Origin of the sequence: Arthrobacter sp. NPDC057259, from assembly GCF_042668995.1 — a bacterium.
Taxonomy (GTDB): Bacteria; Actinomycetota; Actinomycetes; order Actinomycetales; family Micrococcaceae; genus Arthrobacter.
This window is the reverse complement of the sequence record NZ_JBHUYA010000006.1, coordinates 37,907-54,869: the sequence shown is the minus strand read 5'-3', so window position 1 is coordinate 54,869 and position 16,963 is coordinate 37,907. Positions and strand designations below refer to the sequence as shown.

General features: G+C 69.7%; 15 protein-coding genes. 6 read left to right on the top strand and 9 right to left on the bottom strand.

The features are described 5' to 3' along the window. Positions 1–73 precede the first annotated feature (73 nt). Positions 74–1,834: a diguanylate cyclase gene (locus ACFUCU_RS11080; RefSeq protein ID WP_377972611.1), complete on the top strand. Its 1,761-nt coding sequence runs from the start codon at positions 74–76 to the stop codon at positions 1,832–1,834. A gap of 27 nt (positions 1,835–1,861) precedes the next feature. Here ACFUCU_RS11080 and ACFUCU_RS11075 read toward each other — a convergent pair whose 3' ends face one another. Next, positions 1,862–2,995, bottom strand: coding sequence for an acyl-CoA dehydrogenase family protein (locus ACFUCU_RS11075; RefSeq protein WP_377972609.1), 1,134 nt, complete (start codon positions 2,993–2,995; stop codon positions 1,862–1,864). A gap of 266 nt (positions 2,996–3,261) precedes the next feature. Here ACFUCU_RS11075 and ACFUCU_RS11070 point away from each other — a divergent pair, with 266 nt between their 5' ends. From ACFUCU_RS11070 to ACFUCU_RS11060, 3 genes are all read left to right on the top strand, one after another. Continuing rightward, positions 3,262–5,016, top strand: coding sequence for an AMP-binding protein (locus ACFUCU_RS11070; RefSeq protein WP_290256825.1), 1,755 nt, complete (start codon positions 3,262–3,264; stop codon positions 5,014–5,016). Positions 5,017–5,021: 5 nt separating this feature from the next. Next, a complete protein-coding gene (locus tag ACFUCU_RS11065; protein ID WP_377972874.1) occupies positions 5,022–5,537 on the top strand; it encodes a MarR family winged helix-turn-helix transcriptional regulator in 516 nt (171 codons plus the stop codon). Between the two features lie 97 nt (positions 5,538–5,634). After that, positions 5,635–6,492 (top strand): response regulator transcription factor, encoded by an 858-nt coding sequence (locus tag ACFUCU_RS11060; RefSeq protein WP_377972607.1) that lies wholly within the window; start codon positions 5,635–5,637, stop codon positions 6,490–6,492. Positions 6,493–6,541: 49 nt separating this feature from the next. On the opposite strand, the gene ACFUCU_RS11055 is transcribed toward ACFUCU_RS11060, so the two are convergent. Further along, on the bottom strand, positions 6,542–7,936 hold the full coding sequence (locus ACFUCU_RS11055; protein ID WP_377972605.1) for an MFS transporter: 1,395 nt from the start codon (positions 7,934–7,936) through the stop codon (positions 6,542–6,544). 167 nt (positions 7,937–8,103) lie between these two features. On the opposite strand from ACFUCU_RS11055, the gene ACFUCU_RS11050 reads away from it, so the two are divergent. Further along, the gene (locus ACFUCU_RS11050; protein ID WP_366171954.1) at positions 8,104–8,736 is read left to right on the top strand and encodes a class I SAM-dependent methyltransferase; all 633 of its coding nucleotides are present in this window, start codon (positions 8,104–8,106) and stop codon (positions 8,734–8,736) included. 16 nt (positions 8,737–8,752) lie between these two features. Here ACFUCU_RS11050 and ACFUCU_RS11045 read toward each other — a convergent pair whose 3' ends face one another. From ACFUCU_RS11045 to ACFUCU_RS11015, 7 genes are all read right to left on the bottom strand, one after another. Continuing rightward, the gene (locus tag ACFUCU_RS11045) at positions 8,753–10,123 is read right to left on the bottom strand and encodes an EAL domain-containing protein (RefSeq protein ID WP_364136266.1); all 1,371 of its coding nucleotides are present in this window, start codon (positions 10,121–10,123) and stop codon (positions 8,753–8,755) included. Between the two features lie 251 nt (positions 10,124–10,374). Then, a complete protein-coding gene (locus ACFUCU_RS11040; RefSeq protein ID WP_377972603.1) occupies positions 10,375–10,878 on the bottom strand; it encodes a hypothetical protein in 504 nt (167 codons plus the stop codon). A 55-nt stretch (positions 10,879–10,933) separates the two neighbouring features. Next, positions 10,934–11,464, bottom strand: a complete 531-nt coding sequence (locus tag ACFUCU_RS11035; RefSeq protein ID WP_290256831.1) for a MarR family winged helix-turn-helix transcriptional regulator — start codon at positions 11,462–11,464, stop codon at positions 10,934–10,936. A 189-nt stretch (positions 11,465–11,653) separates the two neighbouring features. Next, on the bottom strand, positions 11,654–12,430 hold the full coding sequence (locus ACFUCU_RS11030; RefSeq protein ID WP_377972602.1) for an enoyl-CoA hydratase: 777 nt from the start codon (positions 12,428–12,430) through the stop codon (positions 11,654–11,656). Further along, positions 12,427–13,407 (bottom strand): 3-hydroxyisobutyrate dehydrogenase, encoded by a 981-nt coding sequence (gene mmsB, locus ACFUCU_RS11025; protein ID WP_377972600.1) that lies wholly within the window; start codon positions 13,405–13,407, stop codon positions 12,427–12,429. Before mmsB ends, ACFUCU_RS11030 begins: the two co-directional genes overlap by 4 nt. Then, on the bottom strand, positions 13,400–14,482 hold the full coding sequence (locus ACFUCU_RS11020) for an enoyl-CoA hydratase/isomerase family protein (RefSeq protein ID WP_377972599.1): 1,083 nt from the start codon (positions 14,480–14,482) through the stop codon (positions 13,400–13,402). The genes mmsB and ACFUCU_RS11020 overlap by 8 nt, the downstream gene beginning before the upstream one ends. After that, positions 14,482–15,981, bottom strand: a complete 1,500-nt coding sequence (locus ACFUCU_RS11015; RefSeq protein ID WP_290256837.1) for a CoA-acylating methylmalonate-semialdehyde dehydrogenase — start codon at positions 15,979–15,981, stop codon at positions 14,482–14,484. The genes ACFUCU_RS11020 and ACFUCU_RS11015 overlap by 1 nt, the downstream gene beginning before the upstream one ends. 155 nt (positions 15,982–16,136) lie before the next feature. Here ACFUCU_RS11015 and ACFUCU_RS11010 point away from each other — a divergent pair, with 155 nt between their 5' ends. Continuing rightward, on the top strand, positions 16,137–16,943 hold the full coding sequence (locus ACFUCU_RS11010) for an exodeoxyribonuclease III (RefSeq protein WP_377972597.1): 807 nt from the start codon (positions 16,137–16,139) through the stop codon (positions 16,941–16,943). The last annotated feature ends 20 nt before the right edge of the window (positions 16,944–16,963 follow it).

The following is a 16,963-nucleotide window of genomic DNA, read 5'->3' as shown; positions in this document are numbered from 1 at the left end:
CCCGGAACTTTCCTTCCCCCGTTTTCGTTGTGCCGGTTTTTCGCGGGGCCCCGCCGCCATAGATACTTGGGCAATGAATATTCACAGCGCTCTCGATCGTGAGAACGCGAACCATCCGCCGGCGATGCCGGAGGTCCCCGCCCAGATGCGCGCGGTGCTCAATGGAATTCCGGCGATGGTGGCGTACTGGGACGCGGAGCTGAGGAACCGGCTGGCCAATGATGCCTACCTGTCCTGGTTCGGCGTCGAGGCTGAGCAGCTGTACGGGATGCACATCCGCGAGCTGCTGCACGAGGACGTCTACGCGGCGAACCGCGGGTACATCGAGAAGGTTCTTGGCGGCGAGCCGCAACTGTTCAAGCGCACGCTCACCGACGCCGGCGGCGGCACCCGCCACGCCGAGGTCTCCTACATGCCCGATGAGCGCGACGGCGCCGTTCTGGGCTTCTTCGTCATGATCACCGATGTCACGGATCGGGTCCTCGCGGAGCACCGGCAGCGCCGCGACACGGACCGCTACCGCGCCCTGGCCGGCAGCATCCCCGGCGTCTTCGTCCTGCTCTTCGATGCGGATCTCCGCTATCTGATCGCCGAAGGCCAGGAGTTGCACGCCTTCGGTTACCGCCCGGACGAGCTGGAGGGCCGCCGCATCCACGATGTGCTGGAGGGCTGGCTGGCCGAGGAACTGGAACCCCGCTACCGGGCGGCCCTGGCCGGCGAGGAGGTCGCCTGGACCCGGCGGATCGGCCCCCGCACCTACCGGCTCAAGGCCGGGCCGGTCAACTCCGACGGTGCCACCGCCGGAATGGTGGTGGCCGTGGACGTCACCGAGCGGCTGCAGCAGGAGCAGACCTGGGCGGCGCTGCACGAGATCGCCACCGCCGTGGCCCGCAACGCGGCGCCGGAGGACATCTCGGTGCAGCTCGCGTTTATCCTCAGGGACCTCTTCGCCGTCGACTCCGCCGCCGTCGTCCGCTACACCGGGCCCCTGTCGGCCGAGATCGTGGCCATGGCCCCGGCTATGCCCTCGACGCTGAGCCGGGAGCATGTCTTCGCTCTCACCGACAATTCCGCCACCGTTCGGGTGGCGGTGACGGGGAAGCCCGCCCTGGTTGTGTACGGCACCAAGAGCGGTGGCGTCGCGGAGGGGCAGATGCTCGCCGGCGGCTTCCGATCCGCCGCGGCCGCCCCGATCCGGGTGCACGGCAGCCTCTGGGGCGTGGTGAGCCTGACCTCCAAGTCCAGCACCGGCGTCACCGCGGCCATGTTGGAGCGGCTGGCGCAATTCGCGGAACTGGTGGAAATCGCCATCGGCAACACCGAGGCCCGGGCCCAACTGGAGCGCCAGGCCACCACGGACGAGCTCAGCGGGCTGCCCAACCGCCGCTCCCTGGAGCAGCACCTGGCCCACGAGATCGAGCGGGCCGCCGCCCGCGGCACCCACCTCAGCGCCATCGTGCTGGACATCGACCACTTCAAGAAGGTCAACGACACCTTCGGGCACCTGATGGGCGACGTGGTGCTGGCCGACGTCGCGGCCCGGCTCCGGGCGGTGGCGCGAAAGGATGAAATCGTGGCCCGCTTCGGCGGCGAGGAATTCGTCTGGCTGCTCCCGGAAACCGACGGGGTGGAGGCGTTGCTGGCGGCGGAAGGGGCCCGGGTGGCGATCGGCTCCGAACCGTTCGGCGATGTCGGGCACATCACCGTCTCGGCGGGCGTCTGCGAACTGTCCGACGCCGGCAGCCGGGGCCTGCTGGCCTGCGCGGACCGGGCACTGTACGCGGCCAAGCACGCCGGCCGCGACCGCAGCGAACGCTACGGCGCGGCCGGCTGACCGCCGGCCCGCCGTCGTCAGCAGGCGTTAGACGAACGCGGATTTCCCGGTGACGGCCCGGGCCACGATCATCGAATTGATCTCGTAGCTGCCCTCGTAGGTGTAGAGGATCTCGGCGTCGCCGAAGAGCTTGGCCATCTCGAAATCGGTGGTGATGCCGTTGCCGCCCAGCAGCGCGCGCCCCATCGCCACGGAGGCGCGGGCCAGGCGGGTGGTGGTGGATTTGGCCATGGCGGCCTGTACCATTTCCAGCTTCCCGTCCTGCTGGATCCGCGCCAGCTGCGCCATCAGGGCCAGCGAGACGCTGGCGTTGCCCAGGATTTCGGCCAGCTGCTGCTGGACCAGCTGGAACCGGGCCAGTTCGCGGCCGAACTGGAACCGCTCCAGCGCGTAGGCACGCGCGATGTCGAAAGCCGCGAGCTGGATGCCGGCGCCCTGCCAGCCCACCCAGGCCCGTGAGTCGCGCAGCAGGTCGTTGGCGCGGGAGAAGCTGGTGGCCCCGGGCAGCAGGTTTTCGGCCGGGATACGGACCTCATCGAGGACGATGTCCGCGTTCTGCATGATCCGCAGGCCGATCTTGTTGGCGATCTTGGTGGCCGTGTACCCGGGCCGGTCCGTCTCGACGATGAAGCCCTTGATCTGCTGGTCCGCCTCGTCCCGGGCCCAGACCAGCGCGAAGTCGGCGATTGTGCCGGCGCCGATCCAGCGCTTGGCGCCGCTGATCACCCATTCGGACCCGTCCCGCCGCGCCGTCGTCGCCAGTCCCCCGGCGATGTCCGAGCCGTGGTCCGGCTCGGTCAGGGCGAACGCGCCCAGCTGGGTGAAGGCGGTCAGCCCGGGCAGCCAGCGGGCCTTCTGCTCCTCAGAGCCGAGCTCGTCGATCATCCCCACGATTAGTTCGTTGTGGATGCCCACCAGCGCCGAGAGCGAGACGTCCGCCCGGGCCACCTCCACGTACATCAGGCCCTTGAACAGCTTCGAGGTCCCGTCCGTCTGGATCCCGCCGAGGCCGTGCTTGCCCAGTTCGGAGAGCAAGCCGAAGGGGAACTCCTCCCGGTTCCAGAAGTCGATCGACGCGGGCCGGATCCGGGTCTGCAGGAACTCCCGGATCTCCTCGTAGCGGCTCCGTTCCGCCGGGGGCAGGAGGTCAGCGATGTACATCAGGTCCGCGTCCGGAAACGGGGGAGCTCCGATGGCTGGTCCGTCGACACTTCGTTGTGGCTGCACGGGCAGGTATCCCTTCGTCGGGTGCCGCCGGCGGCGGCGCAGGCTCTTCCAAACCCTTGGATGTCCTAGTATATTGCACAGTGATATTCGTCACTAGGGGGCGCCGGCAATCACGGACCTCCCGGTGGCGGTGGATATGCCCGGCCAACGGCGGCCGCCACTGGACCGCCGGGCCGCAACCGGCTGTGAAAGGTGCACCCATGACCGTGACTGACGAATTCCGGGCCGCGAGGGACAGGCTGCTCGCCCTACGCGGGGATTACGAGGCCGCCCGGGACGAGTTCGAATGGCCACGGTTCGAGGAATTCAACTTCGCCCTGGACTGGTTCGACCAGATCGCCGCGGACCCGGAGCGCGGCGCGAAGCCGGCGCTGGTGATCGTGGAACAGGACGGCTCCGCCACCCGCCGCAGCTTCGCCGACCTCTCGGCCCGCTCCGCCCAGGTGGCCAACTGGCTCCGGGCGCAGGGCATCCGCCGCGGGGACCGGATGATCATCATGCTGGGCAACCAGGTGGAGCTCTGGGAGCTGATGCTCGCCGGCATCAAGCTCGGGATCGTCATGATCCCCACCACCACGCTGATGGGCCCGGCGGACCTGCGCGACCGCGTGGAGCGCGGCGGGGCCGGCTGGGCCGCCGTCGGCAGCGCCAACATCGGCAAGTTCGACGGCGTCCCCGGGGACTACCGGCTCATCGAGATCGGCGCGGGCACGGCAGGCACGGGCACCGGCGACGGGACCAGCGACGACGGGAAGAAGGACGCCCTGCGGTACGCCGACGCCGACGGCGCCCCGCTGGAGTTCACCCCGGACGCCCCCACCCGGGCCGACGAGACGCTGCTGCTCTACTTCACCTCCGGCACCACCTCCAAGGCCAAGCTGGTGGAGCACACCCACACCTCTTACCCGGTGGGGCACCTGTCCACCATGTTCTGGATCGGCATGGAACCGGGCGACGTGCACCTGAACGTCGCCTCCCCCGGCTGGGCCAAGCACGCCTGGTCCAACGTCTTCACCCCGTGGATCGCCGAGGCCTGCGTCTTCATCTACAACTACGACCGCTTCGACGCCAAGGCCCTGATGGAGCAAATGGACCGCGAGAAGGTCACCAGCTTCTGCGCGCCGCCCACGGTCTGGCGGATGCTGATCCAGGCGGACCTGACCCTGCTGCAAAACCCGCCCACCAAGGTGGTCTCCGCCGGCGAACCGCTCAACGCCGAGGTCATCGACCAGGTCAACCGGGCCTGGGGCCAGACCATCCGGGACGGCTTCGGCCAGACCGAAACCACCGTGCAGATCGCCAACACCCCCGGCCAGCCAATCAAGATCGGCGCCATGGGCAAGCCGCTGCCGGGCTACGACGTCGTCCTGGTCGACCCGGCCACCGGCGAGGAGGGCGACGACGGCGAGCTCTGCCTGCGCCTGGATCCCCGCCCGGTGGGCCTGATGAAGGCCTACTACGGCGACCCGGAGAAGACCGCCGAGGCCTTCCGCGACGGCTACTACCACACGGGCGACATGGCCAGCCGGGACGAGCGCGGGATCATCACCTACGTCGGCCGCGGCGACGACGTGTTCAAATCCTCGGACTACCGGCTCTCCCCGTTCGAGCTGGAGAGTGTCCTGATCGAACACCCCGCGGTGGCCGAGGCCGCCGTCGTCCCCTCCCCCGACGCGCTCAAGCTCTCCGTCCCCAAGGCGTTCGTAGTGCTGGCCTCCGGGCACCAGCCGGGGCCGGAGCTGGCTGAGGACATCCTGCGCTACTGCCGCGACCACCTGGCCCCCTTCAAGCGGATCCGTCGGCTGGAGTTCGCCGAACTGCCCAAGACCATCTCCGGCAAGATCCGCCGGGTGGAGCTGCGGCACAGCGAAGAACTGCGGCACGGCAACGGGACGCCGCCGGAGGGACTGGGCACGGAGTACTCCGAGGCGGACTTCCCGGGGCTGAAGGGCTAGCCGTGGTGGGCGCCCCGCTGCCGCGCGATCCGATTGCCGACGCCCGGCGGAACTGGGAGCGGCACGGTTGGTCCGACGTCGCCGCTCCCATGGCGGCGATCACCGCGATCATGCGCACCCAGCAGATCCTGCTGGCCCGGATCGAGGCAGTGCTCAAGCCGTTCGGGCTGACCTTTGCCCGGTACGAACTGCTGGCGCTGCTCAGTTTCGCCCGCAGCGGGGCCCTGCCCATGAACAAGGCCAGCGCCCTGCTGCAGGTCCACCCCACCTCGGTGACCAACGCCGTGGACCGGCTGCAGGAAGCCGGCCTGGTACTCCGCTCGCCGCACCCCACCGACGGGCGCACCACCCTGATCGAGCTCACCTCGGGCGGGCGGACGCTGGCGAAGCGGGCGACGGCGGCACTGAACGGCGAGGTCTTCGCGCAGTCAGGCTTCGGCGCGGAGGACGTGGACGCGCTGATCCGGATCCTGGGCGACTTCCGGCGCGGGGCCGGAGACTTCGCGGACGAGGCGGACTAGGCCGCACCGCCGCCCCGGCGGCAACCAGCCACACACCAACTACCACACAACCCCATGAGAGCGCGGCGGCAGCCGGCGCGGCACCAGGAGACGACTCATGCAGCCGAACCCCTACTCCCGGCCGGACGACCGGGAGCTGCTCCGCGCCTCCCTTCGTGCGCTCTCGGGCAGGTTCCGGCCGGCCGTGCTCTTCGCCGGACTGGCCAGCGGTGAGCGGCTGCAGCTGACCGACTTCCTCGGTACGGCGACCTCCAGCCTGCACCAGGTGGTGGTGGTTCCCGGCGCGGGCCTCGGCGGCCGGGTCTTCGCCCAGCAGCGGCCGTTCCTGGTCGCTGACTACCTTGCCTCGGACGGCATCACCCACGAGTACGACGTCGCCGTCAGCCGGGAACGCCTGTCCTCGGTGGCGGCCGTGCCCGTGGTGGTCAGGGGAACGTCGCGGGCCGTCCTGTACCTGGCCAGCCGGGACAGCTCCCCGCTGGGCGAACGCGCCGTCCGGGAGGCGATGGAGGCCTCCGCCGGGATGGCCGAGGAACTCCGGGTCCGGGATGAGGTGGACCGCAGAGTCTCGATCATCGCGAGCGCCGGCACCGGCACCGCCCCGACGCAGGACCCCAGCTGGCTGGAGCACGTCCGCGAGGCGCACGCCGAGCTCCGCTCGCTGGCCGGAACCGTCGCGGACCCGCACCTGGCCCGGCAGCTGGAGATCATCGGCGACTACCTCTCACCCCCCGCCGCGGCCCGGGCCCTCCCGGTGGGCGCCAGGCTGGCCCGCCGCGAGCTGGACGTACTGTCCCTGCTCGCACTTGGCTGTTCGTACCAGGAGACCGCCGACCGGCTGGGGCTCAAGCCCGCCACGGTGAAGAGCTATCTGCAGAACGCGATGGCCAAGCTCTCCGTGCACAACCGGCTCGAGGCCGTGTCCGCGGCCCGCAGGCTCGGCCTCATCCCATGAGAAAGGGGGCCGCCGGCGTCCGCCGGCAGCCCCCTTTGGGTTCTGGTTCCTAACGTCGAGCCGCCGGGGCCGCGTTCGCCGCCGTCGCGGGTTCCGCCGCGGCGTGTACCGCGGCGCCCTCCAGTCCACGGTTCTCCCGGTTGGGCAGGGCGAGGCTGCAGAGGACGCTGAATACGCCGATCCCGGCGAGCAGCACCCCGACGGACCAGGCCCCGGAGGTGCCTGCGAGCTGGGCCGCGACCAGCGGCACGATGCCGCCGCCCACCACGCCGGCCAGGTTGTAGCCCATGCCGGCGCCGGTGTAGCGGTAGCGGGTCTCGAAGAGTTCGGGCAGCAGCGCCCCTGCCGGACCGTACGCGACGGCGAAGATCACCAGGGTGACGGTCAGTCCGACACCGAAGGCCAGCACGGTGTTGGCACTGAGAATCGGGAAGAGCACCAGCGACCACGGCACGGCGAGCAGGCAGGACGCGGCGATGACCTTCTTGCGGCCGAAGCGGTCCGAGAGGATGCCCGAGGCGAGGGTGGCGGCGGCGACGAACACGGAGGCGACCATGCCGGCACTGAGGACCTCCACCCGGCCCAGCTTCATGCCGGTGGGGCTGGTGGCGAAGCTGGTGAGGTAGGCGGTGCCCATGTAGAAGAAGGCGAAGAGCAGCGTCAGGGCGCCGCCGGCCAGGAGGATCTCCCGCGGCTGGCGGCGCAGGGACTCGAGGACGGGCAGGCGTGTGGTGGTTGCACTGGCGCGGGCCGCGTTCTTGAAGACGGGGGTCTCCTCGATGCTCAGCCGGACCCAGAGGCCCACCAGGACCAGGACGGCGCTGAGGACGAACGGGACCCGCCAGCCGATGGAGATGAAGGCCTCGGACTTGTCGCCCAGGGTGAGGTTGGTCAGCAGGAAGGTGCCGCTGGCCAGGAAGAAGGCCACCGAGGGGCCGATCTGCGGGAAGGACCCGAAGAGTCCCCGTTTGCCCTGCGGGGCGTACTCGGCCACCAGGAGGGTGGCGCCGGCCCACTCCCCGCCGACGGCGAGGCCTTGCACGAAGCGGAGCACCACCAGCAGGATCGGGGCGGCCACGCCGATGGTGCTCGCGTCCGGGATGAAGCCGATCAACACGGTGGCGGTGCCCATCATCAGCAGGGTGGTGATGAGGGTCTTCTTCCGGCCGATCCGGTCGCCGAAGTGGCCGAACACGATGGCGCCGAGGGGGCGGGCGAAGAAGGCTACGGCGAAGGTGCCGAAGGAGGCGACGGTGCCGGCCGCGGCCCCGAGCGCGGGGAAGAAGACGACCGGAAAGACCAGCGCCGCGGCGGTGCCGTAGATGAAGAAGTCGTAAAACTCGATAGTGGTTCCGGCGAAGCTCGCGAACGCCACCCGGCGCAGTGTCTTGCGGCTTGGCGCCGCCTGCCGTCCCGCCGGGGAAATGGGTGTTGCTGAGGTCATGGCAATCTCCTTTGATGTCAGCCTCGAGGCACGCTGTTGTGACCTGGCTCACTGTAAGAAGATTTGCGGACCGCAAACTACCTCCTAAAAGAGGTAGTGCCGCGGACCCCTACACTGGATTGACCACCGGATTCCGCCCCCGCGACGAGCAGCCCAAGGAGAGCCGCATGGACTACGACGAATCGTTCTGGGACGAACGGTACCGGCAGCACGGCCTCCACGGTTCGGTCTGGAGCGGGCAGCCCAATCCCCAGCTCGTCGCCGAGGTGGCGGGGCTGGAACCGGGGTCAGCGCTCGACGTCGGGGCGGGTGAGGGGGCCGACGCCGCCTGGTTGGCCCGGCGCGGCTGGCGGGTCACCGCCGTCGACATCTCCTCCGTGGCACTCTCCCGCGCGGCCGACGCCGTGCGGGACGATCCGGCCGCGGCGTCCCGCATCACTTGGCAGCACGCGGACCTGACCGTGGCCCCGCCGCCGGCCGGGACGTTTGATCTGGTCACCGCCCAGTACCTTCACCTGCCGCCGGAGCAGCGCCCGGACGTGTACCAGCGCCTCGCGGCGTCGGTGGCGCCCCGCGGGACCCTGCTGATCGTCGGCCACCACCCCTCCGACCTGGAGACCACCGTCCGCCGGCCCTCCCTGCCGGGGCTGCTGTTCACCGCCGAGCAGATCGCCGCGGAGCTGGACGGGGAGGACTGGGAAGTCGTCACCTGCGCGGCGAGGGCCCGGGCGGCGTCCGACGCCGAGGGCACGCCGGTGACGGTGCACGATGCGGTGCTGCGCGCCCGCCGGAGGCCCTGAGACCTTGCTGGCAAGGTCAGCGGGACAGTGCGCCGCCCGGCCCGAGGTCCCCGGAGCCTGAGTCACCGGAGCCACGGTCCCCGGCGTCTCGCCCGGACGAGCCGCTCCATTGTTCCCAGTCCCCCGGATTCACGGACGGCCTGCCCAGATGGTAGCCCTGGGCGGCAGCCATGCCGAGTGCGGTGACGGTCCGCAGTTCGGCGTCCGTCTCCACCCCCTCGGCCAGCAGGGATGCTCCAATCTCGGCCGCGAACCCCGCCATCGCGGCGCCCAGGGCACGGTGGGCGGTCTCCGTGTCGATGTCCCGCACAATGGCGCGGTCCAGCTTGATCAGGTCAGGGGTGAGCTTGATGATGTGCCGCATCGAGGCGAAGCCCGAGCCGGCGTCGTCGATGGCCACCCGCAGGCCCGCCGCCCGCAGCGGGGCGAGCGCGTTGGAGAGCGCGGCGTAGTCGTTGACCTCCTGGCGCTCGGTCACCTCGATCACCACCCGTGCGGGGGCGATGGGCGCCTGCCAGAGGACCTCGTGCACCTCGGGGTCGAGGCAGGCTTCCGGGGACAGGTTAAGCGCCACGTACAGCTCCGCCGGGAGGCGCCGGGAGGCGCGCAGCGCGGTGCGCAGCGCCAGCAGTTCCAGCTGCACGCCGAGCCCCACGGAGGAGGCCTGGACAAACCACGCCTCCGGTGAGGTTCCTTCGGAGGCGGGGAAGCGGCTGAGGGCCTCGACGCCGATCACCCGGCCGGAGGCGAGGCAGCGGATGGGCTGGAAGGCGGTGACGAGGCGGGCCGCGGCGAGCTGCTCGGAGACCCGGCGGCGGACCTGTTCGGTCTCGTACGCGGTGGATGGCAGGTCCTCGACGGCGCGCGCCATGCCTTCGAAGCCGGCGAGGTTACCGTCGTCGTCGAGGATTGCCTCCCCTGTGACCTCCATCAGGACGCCGGTGCCGTTGCGATGCCGGCAGACCAGCACCAGCCCGGTGAAGGTCCTGTCGTCCCCGGCCGACGGCTGGGTGCGCAACGCGGCGGCCAACTCCGACGGGTCCAGGACCAGCCCAATGGGGCTGCCGACCAGCTCCTCCGGTGCGTAGCCGGTGAGCTGTTCACACATCGGGCTGGAGAAGGTGATGGAACCGGTATTGTCGACGGCCCAGAGCCATTCGCGGCTGGCCCTGAGCATTGTGTGGACCTGCCGGGAGCTGCGGCTGGCCTGCAGACGCTCGGTGCGCCGCTGGCGGGTCAGGCGGACGGCGGAGTAGACGACGATCGGCACGAAGGAAAGCATCACCGCGTCGAGGACCCACTGCCAGCGCTCCGTGTCCCCCAGCGGCTCAATACCCAGCAGGGAGGGAATGCGTACCGCCAGGGCCAGGACCAGGTCGATGGTCACGATGAGGCCAAGCCACGCACCGGGCGGCAGCCCCATCCGGGTTTGCGGCCGTGACCGGTGGTGCACCTGATCCGGCTGCCTGACCATAGCTATGACGTCCCCTCCAACCCAAAAGTTGCGGCAATCTTGTCACATATAGGCAAGATTTCCGGAATGGCGCGGCCGGGTTCGGAAAACGTTCACCAACGCGGTCCGGCCTGACCCCGTCGATGGCGACGGGCCGTCAGGCCGGATACGTGGTGTTAGGGCGTTTAGGCCAGCATGTCTTCGAGCTCGGCGGCGCTGATGCCGGCGGCGACGCCGAGGCTTGAGCGCTCGGCACCGGTCTGGTCCGCGGCACGGACGGCGGTGGCGAGGGCCGCCTGAGCGGCGTCCATCTCCCACTGCAGGCTCTCCAGCCGGCCGGAGGCGGCGCGGACGGCGGCCAGCGGATCCGCAACCGGGGCGACGTCCTGGCGGAAGCCGCACGGGCAGACCCACTCGCCCAGGCCGGTGTGGAACTGCGCCCAAGGCAGGGACGCATCCGGATCAGGCGACATGGTCATCTCAGCGCCGCAGTGCGAGGGGGCTACGGACGAGGCGGTGCGCTCCTTGTCCTTCGGGGTGCCATGCCCGGCGAAGGACTCATCCAGGTTCACGGTAAAGTCAGCCACCGGGGCCTGGGTGGCCTTCGGGGCCGACGCCGTTCCGTCTGCCGCTGCGCCGCGGCCGGAGTCCGGTTCTTCGGAGGTCTTGCGTTCGATTACAGCAGTCATTCGATCCATCGCCTCTAGATAGCTAGCTAATTACCTAGCTAGACTATCTAGTTTTCTAACTTTGTCCAGCGGAGACGAGATCGGGGTGTTCGGCATCCACCGTATCAACCGCCTCGCGCATCCGCTGCAGGAAGAAGGTGACCGCTTCGGCCTGTTCCGGCGTCAGCGATTCGGCCACCTCGATCATGCGCTGGTGCATTTGGCTGAGCGTGTGCCGCACCTCTTCGTCGGCCCCGGGAGTGGGCCTCAGGATAATGGCCCGGCGGTCCACCGGATGCGGCTCACGGGTGACGAACCCGCCGCTCACCATCCGGTCCACCAAAGCCGTCATGGACGCCGACGTCATGCCCAGGCGTGCGGCAAGTTCCTTGGGGCGGATGCCATGTCCGGCCTTTTCGGCGTCGAGCAGGTAGCGCAGCGCCAGCAGGTCCGTCTCCCCCATGGCCATGGAGGAGCGGGTCCGGCGGCGCATGGCCGTCTCGGAGGCCCGGTATTCCCTGAGCGCATTCAAGACCCGCACGGCGGTGGCTCGTCGGCTCTCGTCGGGCGGGTACCAGTAACCTTCTCCGGTACCTAGAGGTTTCATTGCGAAATTCCTTGATCGCCTAGATGTACGACAGTCTAAGGAATAGATGGTATCCGAGATCGGCCGCGTGTTCCAGACCGTGCCGGCCCGCGCGTGTCCGGGAACGCGAAAGCCGCCCCGCGTGGGCTGCGGGGCGGCTTCGACCGCGGTGTGGAGAGTCGCGGTGTGGAGCGTCAGTGCTGCGGTGCGTCAGCGGTGGCTGAAGTCCGGCTGGCGCTTCTCGCTGAACGCCGCCATGCCCTCCTTCTGGTCTGCCGTGGCGAAGAGGGAATGGAAGATGCGGCGTTCGAACAGGACGCCCTGGGCCAGGCCGGTCTCGAAGGCCGCGTTGATCGCTTCCTTGGCCAGCATGGCGACCGGCTTGGACTTCGACGCGATGACCTCGGCGGCCTTCAGGGCTTCCGCCACGACGTCGTCGGCCGGGACCACCCTGGAAACCAGCCCGGAGCGCTCGGCCTCGGCGGCGTCCATCATGCGGCCGGTGAGGACCATGTCCATCGCCTTGGCCTTGCCCACTGCACGGGTTAGCCGCTGCGAACCGCCCATGCCCGGGATCACGCCCAGATTGATCTCCGGCTGGCCGAACTTGGCGTTGTCCCCGGCGATGATGAAATCGCACATCATGGCCAATTCGCAGCCGCCGCCGAGCGCGAAGCCGGAGACGGCGGCGATCAGCGGGATCCGTAGCCGGGTCAGGTCCTCCCATCCGCGGAACCAGTCGGAGGCGTACATGTCCATGTAGTCCTTGGACTGCATCTCCTTGATGTCGGCGCCGGCGGCGAAGGCCTTGGCGGAACCGGTGAGCACGACGGCACCGACCTCCGGGTCGGTATCCATCGTGGAAACCGCCGCGACGACCTCGTCCAGGGTGGCTTTGTTCAGGGCATTGAGCGCCTGTGGCCGGTTGAGCGTCACGAGGCCCACGCGGCCGCGGCGCTCCACCAGAATGTTTGCGTAGTCGGTCATGCCTGTCCCCTCGGCTGTTCTGATTTGTCCCGGATGTCGGTGATGATGCCGGAGAAGTCCCGCCCGGCACCGCCCTCCGCGGCAAAAGTATCGTAGATTTCGGAAGCCATCGGTCCCAGCCGGGCGGCCACGCCGGTGCTCTCCAGGGCGTTCAGTGCCAGTTTCAGGTCCTTGGCCATCAGCGCTCCGGCGAATCCGGGCTGGTAGTCCCGGTTGGCGGGGCTGGTGGGCACCGGGCCGGGCACCGGGCAGTTGGTGGTGAGCGCCCAGCACTGCCCGGAGGCGGCGGACGCCACGTCGAAGAGGGCCTGGTGGGTCAGCCCGAGCTTCTCGCCGAGGACGAAGGCCTCGCTGACGGCGATCATGGAGATGCCCAGAATCATGTTGTTGCAGATCTTGGCGGCCTGGCCGGCGCCGTGGGCACCGCAGTGCACCACCCGCTTGCCCATCACCTCGAGCATCGGCCGCACGGCCTCAAAGTCATCCGGGTCGGCGCCGACCATGAAGGTCAGCGTCCCGGCTTCGGCGCCCACGACGCCGCCGGAGACGGGGGCGTCGACGGCCCGGTGACCGGCCTCGACAGCCAGGGCGGAGGCCTCGCGCGCCTCGTCCACGTTGATGGTGGAGCAGTCCAGGAACATGGTCCCCGGCGCCGCCGCGGCCAGGAGACCGTCCTGCCCCGGCTGTCCCGGTCCGTCAGGGGTGCCCCGGTAGGCGTCCAGGAGGTGCTTGCCGCTGGGCAGCATGGTCAGCACGACGGCGGCCCCGGCGACGGCGTCCGCCGCGGTGTCCGCCGTGGCGATGCCGTGCGCCCGCGCCGTTTCCAGGGCGGCCGGGACGACGTCGTAGCCTGTCACCGTGTACCCGGCCTTAACCAGGTTCACCGCCATCGGGCCGCCCATGTGCCCCAGGCCCAGGAAGGCAATGGGGCCGATGGGCGCGCCGGGCTGCACCCCGCCGGTCGGTGTTTCAGACATTGTCGCGCTCCTTCGTCAGTTCCAGTTCGCGTTCGCCCAGCGGGGCGAAGCAGGCGTCGACGTCGGCGTCGCTCACCTCGTCCAAGCTGGCCGGCTGCCAGTGCGGGGTCCGGTCCTTGTCGATGACCTGGGCCCGGATGCCCTCGCGGAAGTCAGGTCCGTCCAGGAAACGGAGGCCCACCCGGTATTCCTGTTCCAGCGCGCCCGCCAGGTCCAGTCCGGCGGCGCGGCGCAGCGACGCGAGCGTGACCTTGACGGCCATCGGGGATTTCGTCTCGATGGTGTCCGCGGCGTCGACGGCCTCCCCGCCGACGGTGCGCAGCCGGCGCACGATCTCCCCGGCTTCGTTCCCGGCGTAACACGCATCGATCCACTCGCGCTGCGCGGCCAGCACCGAGGCCGGTGCGGGTTCGGCGACGCGGGCGACCGCGTCGGCCACGGGCTCGGTTTCCAGCGCGGCGGCGAGTTCCTCCAGCTGGTCCGACGGGACGAAGGTGTCCGCAAGGCCCAGGAAGATCGCGTCAGCCCCGTTCAGGTGGGCCCCGGTCAGGGCCGCGTGAGTACCGGTCTCCCCCGGCGAGCGGGAGAGCAGGAACGTCCCGCCGACGTCGGGCACGAACCCGATGGTGGTCTCCGGCATGCCGGTGCGGGTCCGTTCGGTGACGATCCGGACCGAGCCGTGGGCGGAGATGCCGACGCCCCCGCCCAGGACCAGTCCGTCCATGAAGGCGATGTAGGGCTTGGGGTACTCCGAGATCAGCAGGTTGAGCCGGTACTCGACGGCCCAGAAATCCGCGGTGGCGCGGCCGGCCTCGGCCATGTCCCGGTAGATGGCCACGATGTCGCCGCCGGCGCACAGCCCGCGGTCGCCGGCGCCGCGGACCAACACGGCGGCCACGGCGTCGTCCGTCGCCCAGTCGGTGAGCGTCTCCAGCATGGCCGCGGCCATCCCGGCGGTGAGTGCGTTGACGGCCTTGGGCCGGTTCAGGGTGACGACGCCGAGCCGGCCGCGGCGCTCGAACAGGACCTCTGCGGCCGGTTCCGTGGTTGCCCCGGCGGCCGCCTGCTCCGCCATCAGCTGCCTTCCGGCATCACGAAGCTGGCGCCCTGGCGGATGCCGGAGGGCCAGCGGGTGGTGACGGTCTTGGTCTTGGTGTAGAACCGGAACGCGTCGGCACCGTGCTGGTTGAGGTCGCCGAAACCGGAGGCCTTCCAGCCGCCGAAGGTGTAGTAGGCGATCGGGACCGGGATGGGGACGTTGATGCCCACCATGCCCACCTGGACGCGGCTGGCGAAGTCGCGGGCGGCGTCGCCGTCGCGGGTGAAGATGGCTACGCCGTTGCCGAACTCGTGCTCGCTGCAGAGGCGCAGCGCCTCGTCGTAGCTTTCCGCGCGGAGCACACTGAGGACCGGGCCGAAGATCTCTTCCTTGTAGATCGACATGTCCTTCGTGACGTTGTCGAACAGGGTGGGGCCCACCCAGAAGCCGCCCTCGTAGCCCTCCACCGCGAGGCCGCGGCCGTCGGCCAGCAGAGTGGCACCGGATTCGACGCCGGCCGCGATGTAGCCCTCGATCCGTTCCTTGGCGGAGGCGGCAACCACCGGCCCGAAGTCGGAGTCCTTGGCCAGGCTGTGGCCCACCTTCAGGTCGGCGATGCGCTCCTGCAGCTTGGCCACCAGGGCATCACCGGTTTCCTTGCCGACGGGCACGGCGACGGAGATGGCCATGCAGCGCTCACCGGCGGAACCGAAGCCGGCGCCGATCAGGGCGTCCGCCGCCATGTCCAGGTCCGCGTCCGGCATGATCACCATGTGGTTCTTCGCGCCGCCGAAGCACTGGGCGCGCTTGCCGTGCGCCGCGGCGGTGGCGTAGATGTACTGCGCGATCGGGGTGGAGCCGACGAAGCCGATGGCCTGCACGCGCGGGTCCTCCAGCAGCGCGTCCACCGCTTCCTTGTCCCCGTTGACCACGTTGAACACGCCGTCCGGCAGCCCGGCCTCGGTGAAGAGTTCGGCGAGCCGCAGCGGCACCGAGGGGTCCCGCTCGGAGGGCTTGAGCACGAAGGAGTTGCCCGCGGCCAGTGCGGGGCCGGACTTCCAGAGCGGGATCATGGCCGGGAAGTTGAACGGGGTGATCCCGGCGACGACGCCGAGCGGCTGGCGGAGCGAGTGGACGTCGATGCCGGTGCCGGCGCTGTCGGAGAACTCGCCCTTGAGCAGGTGCGGGGCGCCGGCGGAGAACTCCACCACCTCGATGCCGCGCTGGATGTCACCCTTGGCGTCCAGGAAAGTCTTGCCGTGTTCGGAGGAGAGCAGGGTGGCCAGTTCGTCCATGTTCTCGTTGACCAGGTCCACGAACTTCAACAGGATCCGGGCCCGGCGCTGCGGGTTCATGGCCGCCCACTCCAGTTGGCCCTTCTCGGCGTTGGCCACGACGTTGCGGACCTCCTCCGCGCTGGCCAGCGGCAGCCGGGCCTGCACCTCGCCGGTGCAGGGATCGTAGACGTCGCTGAAACGACCGGACGTGCCGTCGACGTGCTGGCCGCCGACGTAATGGGAAAGCTCACGAACCATGAGGGAATGCTCCTTTGCATGTGACCTAGATCATCTCGAACCCGAATATACTCGGACTTCCTAGTAATCTCCAGAGCCTCCGCGGGCCGCGCTGCGGCGTCCTCGGGCGCCCCGCCCCGCCCCCGCCGTCGGCCGCATTGGGTAAGTTAGGGTCTGTGAAGATTGCTACCTGGAATGTGAACTCCCTCCGTGCCCGCGCCGACCGTGTGGAGGCCTGGCTGCAGCGCAGCGACTGCGACGTGCTGGCCATCCAGGAAACCAAGTGCAAGGACGAGAATTTCCCCTGGGAGCTCTTTGAGCGCATGGGCTACGAGGTGGCCCACTTCGGCCTTAGCCAGTGGAACGGCGTGGCCATCGCCTCCCGGGTGGGCCTGGACGACGTCGAACGCACCTTCATGGACCAGCCCGCCTTCGGCAAGGGCGGCAAGGATGAAACCCAGGAGGCCCGCGCGATCGGCGCCACCTGCGGCGGCGTGCGGGTCTGGAGCCTCTACGTCCCCAACGGCCGCGCCCTCGACGATGAACACATGCCCTACAAGCTCAGCTGGCTGGACACGCTACGGTCCCACGCCGAGGGCTGGGTCAAGGCGGACCCGGCCGCACAGATCGCCCTGATGGGTGACTGGAATATCGCCCCGCGCGATGAGGACGTCTGGGACATCGACTACTTCCGCTCCGCGGGCCTCACGCACGTCAGCGAGCCCGAGCGCGCCGCGTTCCGCGCTTTCGAGGACGCCGGGTACACCGACGTCGTCCGCCCGCACACCCCCGGCCCGGGCGTCTACACCTACTGGGACTACACGCAGCTGCGCTTCCCGAAGAAGGAAGGCATGCGGATCGACTTCGTCCTGGCCTCCCCCGCGCTGGCCGCCCGCGTCACCGGCGCGGCGATCGACCGCGAGGAACGCAAGGGCAAGGGCGCCTCCGACCATGCGCCCGTGCTCGTGGACCTGGCCGACTGATGACCGGGCGCCGGGGAACC

Bases quoted from the DNA above. Each gene is read 5' to 3' on its own strand.
- ACFUCU_RS11080 (WP_377972611.1), top strand. From the start codon at position 74: ATGAATATTCACAGCGCTCTCGATCGTGAGAACGCGAACCATCCGCCG.
- ACFUCU_RS11075 (WP_377972609.1), bottom strand. From the start codon at position 2,995: ATGTACATCGCTGACCTCCTGCCCCCGGCGGAACGGAGCCGCTACGAG.
- ACFUCU_RS11070 (WP_290256825.1), top strand. From the start codon at position 3,262: ATGACCGTGACTGACGAATTCCGGGCCGCGAGGGACAGGCTGCTCGCC.
- ACFUCU_RS11060 (WP_377972607.1), top strand. From the start codon at position 5,635: ATGCAGCCGAACCCCTACTCCCGGCCGGACGACCGGGAGCTGCTCCGC.
- ACFUCU_RS11055 (WP_377972605.1), bottom strand. From the start codon at position 7,936: ATGACCTCAGCAACACCCATTTCCCCGGCGGGACGGCAGGCGGCGCCA.
- ACFUCU_RS11050 (WP_366171954.1), top strand. From the start codon at position 8,104: ATGGACTACGACGAATCGTTCTGGGACGAACGGTACCGGCAGCACGGC.
- ACFUCU_RS11040 (WP_377972603.1), bottom strand. From the start codon at position 10,878: ATGACTGCTGTAATCGAACGCAAGACCTCCGAAGAACCGGACTCCGGC.
- ACFUCU_RS11035 (WP_290256831.1), bottom strand. From the start codon at position 11,464: ATGAAACCTCTAGGTACCGGAGAAGGTTACTGGTACCCGCCCGACGAG.
- ACFUCU_RS11030 (WP_377972602.1), bottom strand. From the start codon at position 12,430: ATGACCGACTACGCAAACATTCTGGTGGAGCGCCGCGGCCGCGTGGGC.
- mmsB (WP_377972600.1), bottom strand. From the start codon at position 13,407: ATGTCTGAAACACCGACCGGCGGGGTGCAGCCCGGCGCGCCCATCGGC.
- ACFUCU_RS11020 (WP_377972599.1), bottom strand. From the start codon at position 14,482: ATGGCGGAGCAGGCGGCCGCCGGGGCAACCACGGAACCGGCCGCAGAG.
- ACFUCU_RS11015 (WP_290256837.1), bottom strand. From the start codon at position 15,981: ATGGTTCGTGAGCTTTCCCATTACGTCGGCGGCCAGCACGTCGACGGC.